At 48.1% G+C, this 6,245-nt stretch carries 6 protein-coding genes and 1 tRNA gene; 4 read left to right on the top strand and 3 right to left on the bottom strand.

Going from position 1 to position 6,245, the window contains the following annotated elements:
* Positions 1 to 113: 113 nt before the first annotated feature.
* Positions 114 to 833, bottom strand: coding sequence for a hypothetical protein (locus IEW74_RS16915; RefSeq protein ID WP_188667321.1), 720 nt, complete (start codon positions 831 to 833; stop codon positions 114 to 116).
* Positions 834 to 1,099: 266 nt separating this feature from the next.
* Here IEW74_RS16915 and IEW74_RS16910 point away from each other — a divergent pair, with 266 nt between their 5' ends.
* A complete protein-coding gene (locus IEW74_RS16910; RefSeq protein WP_188667319.1) occupies positions 1,100 to 3,247 on the top strand; it encodes a diguanylate cyclase domain-containing protein in 2,148 nt (715 codons plus the stop codon).
* A 1-nt stretch (position 3,248) separates the two neighbouring features.
* Here IEW74_RS16910 and IEW74_RS16905 read toward each other — a convergent pair whose 3' ends face one another.
* Positions 3,249 to 4,022: a tRNA1(Val) (adenine(37)-N6)-methyltransferase gene (locus IEW74_RS16905; RefSeq protein WP_188667308.1), complete on the bottom strand. Its 774-nt coding sequence runs from the start codon at positions 4,020 to 4,022 to the stop codon at positions 3,249 to 3,251.
* Positions 4,015 to 4,239, bottom strand: coding sequence for a putative signal transducing protein (locus tag IEW74_RS16900; protein ID WP_188667307.1), 225 nt, complete (start codon positions 4,237 to 4,239; stop codon positions 4,015 to 4,017). Before IEW74_RS16900 ends, IEW74_RS16905 begins: the two co-directional genes overlap by 8 nt.
* Before the next feature lie 123 nt (positions 4,240 to 4,362).
* Between IEW74_RS16900 and IEW74_RS16895 the strand changes: the two genes are divergently transcribed.
* The 3 genes from IEW74_RS16895 (at position 4,363) to IEW74_RS16885 (ending at position 6,168) form a co-directional block, all read left to right on the top strand.
* The gene (locus IEW74_RS16895) at positions 4,363 to 5,361 is read left to right on the top strand and encodes a polyprenyl synthetase family protein (RefSeq protein ID WP_229734406.1); all 999 of its coding nucleotides are present in this window, start codon (positions 4,363 to 4,365) and stop codon (positions 5,359 to 5,361) included.
* A gap of 108 nt (positions 5,362 to 5,469) precedes the next feature.
* Positions 5,470 to 5,546, top strand: a tRNA-Pro gene (locus IEW74_RS16890).
* Positions 5,547 to 5,844: 298 nt separating this feature from the next.
* On the top strand, positions 5,845 to 6,168 hold the full coding sequence (locus tag IEW74_RS16885) for a transposase (RefSeq protein ID WP_188667303.1): 324 nt from the start codon (positions 5,845 to 5,847) through the stop codon (positions 6,166 to 6,168).
* Positions 6,169 to 6,245: the final 77 nt, after the last annotated feature.

Here is a 6,245-nt window from a genome sequence, read left to right as displayed (position 1 = left end):
AAGTTGAACACCTGTGGGATGCCGTCAGGGATGCAATTGACAGCCTCAAACCTGACGAAATCAGAAACTATTTCAAAGCTGCGGGCTATGGACCTGAATAAGCGGGAAGTGCTCTAACTCCCGGCCTTGAAATCTTCCGAAAACTGATTGAAAGATTCAAACGCATCCGGGTCACGCCGTTTTTTCTTCTGCTTTTGCTTGTTTTTTTCTTCAACTGACGGACGACCAGCAGGTTGTTTGGAGGTTGGCGGCGGTGGCGGAGATGGCTTGCTTTTAATCGCAGTTTTTTCTGTTTTTTCTGTGCCCGAAGCGTCCACACTCATATGGCTTTTATCAATAACCGCTGCCATGTCCGGTGCTTCTTCACTCGGTCCAGTCATAACACGAGGGACTGCCAAATCCCCCAACGGGCTGGACATTGCGCCAGACGGCATAGAATTATTTGAACTGGCCTGATGATTATAAGAAGGTTTGACGCCCTGATTTTGTTGCATATTTTGCATTTGAACCTGCAAGGAAGTGATATCTGCGCGTAAACGTTCCACCTCTTTCGTCATTTCACCGAAGGTTTCTTCCAAATGACCTTCCATGCTTTCCTTGAAACGTTTTCCTTCGGATTTATTTTCGTCGCGCATCCAGTTGACACGTTGCTTGGTATCTTTTTCAACCCATTCCTGAAGCTCTTTAACTTTTTTATCAAAATCCTTACGCACGCCCACTTTGACGTCATAAATAGAATTGGCCACATTGCCCAGATAATAGACAATGAAAAAGCCAACCAAAACCGCAACGGCAACACCTACGGTAATGGCAATCGTGGCCGTACCGCTCATTTAGCGTCCTTCCTTCGTCAAAAACAGCCGCCTCATGGGACATACTGTGTCAACACGATTTGACATTATTCGCTTTATACTCGTCATTTTCAGATCATGTAACCTTCCCTACAGACTACATGAACTCACAATAAACACCATAAAAAACTATGCTTTGCCATCATTTTAAAAGGCTTTGCGGTTGATTAAAGTCACGCACTACGCAATCATGTATGTTAGGTTATTCGAAAATACATCTATGATAAATAGAGAAATGAAAGGTCAGCATGGAACTGAATGTGAAAAAGAATAACGAAAATATTTCACAAGCCCTCGCCTGGAACAAGGATGCGTTAGTCAACAGTTTCATCCTAAAACCGGTCTATTGGTTACTCCCCATTGCGATCTGGAGCATCATCGTTCTGACTTCCTATTTACATAACGTCTCTCAAATTCAAAACAATATTGAGGAAATAGCTGCAAACAAAGGGCGTTTTGTCTTTTCCATGATTGAAGATGTGCGCCTTTGGAACGCCCGTCACGGCGGCGTATATGTCCCGCGAACCCCGCAAACCCCCTCCAATCCTTACCTCATAGACGATACCAAAGATGTCACGACAGATATCGGGCAAGAGTTAACCAAACTGAACCCTGCCTATATGACCCGCCAGCTTGGTGACGTGATCCGTGAAAACAGCGATACCTCAATCCACATTACCAGCCTTATTCCCATCAACCCGGATAATGCCCCGGATGAGTGGGAGGCTTCGGCTCTCAATGCCTTTGAGAAACGCGCCCGCGAACGTTTTGAATTCGTTCCCTTTGATGGCGATACTCAGTTTCGATACATTGCTCCCCTCATCACCAAACAAGCCTGTATGGGGTGCCATGAACATCAGGGCTACAAGGTCGGGGATGTCCGGGGCGGTATCAGCGTATCTTTTGATGCCTCCCCCTTCCTAAACGCACAAGATACCCAGATTGCCAGTCAACGCATGATCCATATCGTTACATGGCTGTTGCTGTGTGGCTTAAGCTTGCTTGCCTTATTCAGCTTGCGTCACCATCTCGCCATCTTACTGACCATCAACGAAGAACAGGAGGCCATCGTCAACCTGCGCACGCAGGACCTGCGTGAAGAATCGAAAAAACGCCATGAAGCACAAGCCCAGTTTCGCCGGTTCATTGACGCATCCGCCGAAGGAATTGTTGCATTGGACGCACAAGGTATCTGTACGTTTGCCAACCTCAAAGCCGCGCAATTGCTGCATCTAAGCAGTCCTGACGACTTAATTGGACAAAACTTTGATGACGTCAGCCGGTATCACAGCCGGCTTGAGAGCAACACGGCTGTACCCACAATTGCCGATGCGGTGCGCTCAGGTCACCAAACCGGCAGTGACAGCGAACATTTCAGACGCGCTACCGGTGAAGCCTTTCCCGTTGAATATTACGTTGCTCCTGTTCACGAGGATCAGAACCTCATCGGCGCAGTTCTGACATTCAGCGATATTACAAAGCGTAAAGAACGCGACAGCGAACTTCTCAAGCTCTCGACCGCTGTTGAAGAAAGCCCGGCCTCCACCATTATTACCGATTCCAATGGCAAAATTGAATATGTCAACAAACGCTTCAGCGAAATCACAGGCTTCACAAAAGGTGAAATTCTGGGCAAAACCCCACGCCTGTTAAAATCAGGTTACACACCGACCGAAACCTATCGTAGTATGTGGACAAACCTGCGTGCGGGCAAAAGCTGGCATGGGGAACTGTTAAACAAAAAGAAAGACGGTAGCCTGTTTTGGGAAGAAACATTGATTTCCCCCATTAAGCACAATGGCGAAGTTACACACTTTGTCGCTGTCAAACGTGACATCACCGGTTATAAATCGGAAATGGACGAAGCATGGCGACAGGCCAATTACGATGCCTTGACCAAATTGCCCAACCGCAACCTGTTTGAAGACCGACTTGAAAATGCCGTTGCCTTGGCCCAACGCGAAGAACGTAATCTCGCCTTGCTCTTTATCGATCTGGATGGGTTCAAACAAATCAATGACAGCTATGGACATGATGCCGGCGATTTTGTTTTAAAAACAATGGCCGAACGCCTGCAATCCTGCCTGCGACACAGCGACACAGCCGCCCGTTTAGGGGGCGATGAATTTACCATCATCATTCAGGATGCCACATCTATTGAGGCCATTGAAAATGTTGCAGATAAAATCATTCGCGAAACCGCACAGGAAATGACATATAAACAGAACGTATTTGCTGTTTCTGCCTCTATCGGGATCGCCGTTCTGCCACGCGATGCCAACAGCGCAAAAGACCTTGTTCGCTTTGCCGACGTTGCCATGTATATCGCCAAACAACGTGGCAAAAACGGCTATTATCACTATGCAGATTTTATAAAAGGCCAGCCTCAAATTTAAATCACGGTTTTAAAAGCAAACCGTCACCGTCTTGTAAGATGGCTTTAGCCTTTTTTGAATAACTGCCGTCATCTTCGTGAACCACCAAACCATTTGCAAATGTCAGCGGTGTTTTAATGCCTTTTCGCCCTTGCAGGATAAATCGTTTGGCCCCACGTGCTTGCGTCCCCGTAGGACTCATCGACCAGATGGGAAACAAAATTAACTCCCCCAACCGCCCCTTTAATGCCGCCAGTGTTTCTTCCAGACGTTCGACCCGGTTGATAAATGTGACCGTTCCCTTTGGCTTGGTCATGCGCAACATATAATCCACCCAGTTTTGCAAACTTGCGCCTTGCGCCACCTCCATATGGGCGCGGGCCTTGATTTCATTGGGGGGGCGATGCCCAGATCCGGCCTCGTAAAACGGGGGGTTTGCCATAACATGATCAAATGAATTGGGTACCGGATCCATAGGACGGCTGAGCAAATCCGCACAGACAAAACGGGCGCGATCTTCCATATCATTCAAGGCACGATTTTTCTGCGCGATATCCACCAATGTGTCCTGAATATCAATTCCACACAGATGCACCCCGGCCACCCGCGCGGCCAGACAAAAACTCGCTGCCCCCACGCCGCAACCGACATCCAAAACGCATTGCCCGTCACGTGCCGGAATACTCGCGGCCAGCAAAACCGGGTCCGTTGCCGCCCGATAACCATCAACCGGTTGCAACAGGCGGACTTTTCCACCCAAAAACAAATCTTCGCTTAGTGCGATCCCATCACTCACAAGCCATTTCTCCATCCTGCAAGCTTTTCAGCAAACGTTTGGCCCGGTCGTAATGTTCATCAATCACCATGATGCGACTGGACGCCACAGACATTTCACCGGGAAAAAGACTGCCCACATATCCGTCGAAGGTATCAAACTCTATCCCTTCTGAATCAAGGTGATACTTAAGAGCCGAGAGCAATACCAAATCGCCGGTGGCAACTAACTCTTTCATAAAATAACATCCCCCCTTCCAAGAGCCGCGCAAACCTGCTATTTGACTTATGCGCTGTGTTTTTATTGGATGATTTCACCAAAAAACACAAGGCTATACTACAATTTATCGGTTATGGATAACATGGATAAACACTCATCAGGCCCTTCGGCAGTTGAAACCCTCACCAATCTGGTGGCAGACGATCTTAAGGCAGTCAACGCCGCTATTTTGGAACGTATGCAAAGCCCCGTTGCCCTCATTCCTCAACTGGCCGGTCATATCATTGCCGCCGGCGGAAAGCGACTGCGCCCGATGCTGACCCTTGCAAGCGCCCGGTTACTGGATTACCAAGGCAGCAAGCATGTCGGTTTGGCCGCTTGTGTAGAATTCATCCATACCGCGACCCTGCTCCATGATGATGTGGTGGATGAAAGCGATTTACGCCGTGGACAAGACAGCGCCAATGCCATCTGGGGCAACAAGGCCAGCGTTCTGGTCGGTGATTTCTTATTCAGCCGCAGCTTTGAATTGATGGTACAAGCCGACAGCTTGAAAGTGATGGAAATTCTTTCCCATGCCTCCTCCGTCATTGCAGAAGGCGAAGTTCTCCAGTTGATTACCGCCAACGATGCCGATACGACCGAAGATGCCTACCTCGAAGTTATTCAGGCCAAAACCGCACAATTGTTCGCCGCTGCCTGCCATGTTGGCGGCCTTGTCGCCGGTGCGACACCAGAACAGGAAGAAGCCTTGCAGTCTTATGGCAACAATCTCGGTATCGCCTTCCAGCTTATTGATGACGCGCTTGATTACAGCGCAAAACAGGCCGAACTGGGCAAAGCTGTCGGGGATGACTTCCGCGATGGCAAAATGACTCTTCCGGTGATTTTAGCTGTTGCACGCGGGGATGACGACGAAAAAGCCTTCTGGAAACGCACACAGGAAGATCAGGACTTTCAAGACGGTGATCTGGAACGCGCCCTGCACTTGCTGCAAAAACATAATACATTGGACGATACTGTAGCTCGGGCACGCCAATACGGCGAAAAGGCCATTGCCGATCTGGATATTTTCCCGGAAAGCCCCGCCAGAGAAGCCCTGAAAGGCATCGTGGAATTTTGCATCGAACGGGCCTATTAAAAAAAATATTTTTGGGCTTGCCACGCCTGTTCTGACAGGCTATATACCGCCACACAAAATCGAAGCAGTGTCCCGAACACAACACTCACCGCTTCGACATATCGGTAACGGGAAGTAGCTCAGCCTGGTAGAGCACTGTCTTCGGGAGGCAGGGGCCGGAGGTTCGAATCCTCTCTTCCCGACCAATAAAATCAATGGGTTAGCTGTTTTTGATAGCTAACCCATTTTTCTTTTGTGAGCATATAGTGAGCAATAGAACGGCTTTAATCGGTTTAAACACAAATACAGACTGATTGATTCGGTGCCTCGCAACATGCAACGCAACAAGTTTACCTCAAAAGCTCTGCCTGCAAACACGCTACATCAAACCTCATACTTAAAAATTATGAATAAGTTTATATTTAATTTGGGTATTTAGAGATGGTCCCCAAAAACAGGACAGGGTGTTAAGGTGGGATAACCGTTTTTGAAAAGGACTATCCGATGGCAAAACGCCGTAACCATTCAGCCGACTTCAAAGCCAAAGTAGCTTTGGAAGCTTTACGAGAAGAGCTCACGCTTCCCGAATTGGCAAAAAAATATGATGTGCACCCCAACCAGATCAGCACATGGAAGAAAAAGGCTCTGGCAAATATGGCCGATATTTTCTCCAGCAAGCAGGAAAAGCAAAAAGACAATCACGAAGCCGAAGTTAAGGAACTTCATGCCAAAATTGGAGAATTGACGGTGGAAGTCGATTTTTTAGATCGGGCCTTCAAACGCTCTCTCTGGACCCGTCCCCTAAAACTGGAGAGCACCTTCTGTTAAACTGAGATTTACAGGAGGAATAAATGAGTCTCAAAAAATCTGATGAATTTAAAAGCGAAGCCGTCCAGCTTGCACTG

The organism is Terasakiella brassicae, from assembly GCF_014641495.1.
Classification (GTDB): Bacteria; Pseudomonadota; Alphaproteobacteria; order Rhodospirillales; family Terasakiellaceae; genus Terasakiella; species Terasakiella brassicae.
This window is presented reverse-complemented; position numbering and strand designations above follow the sequence as displayed.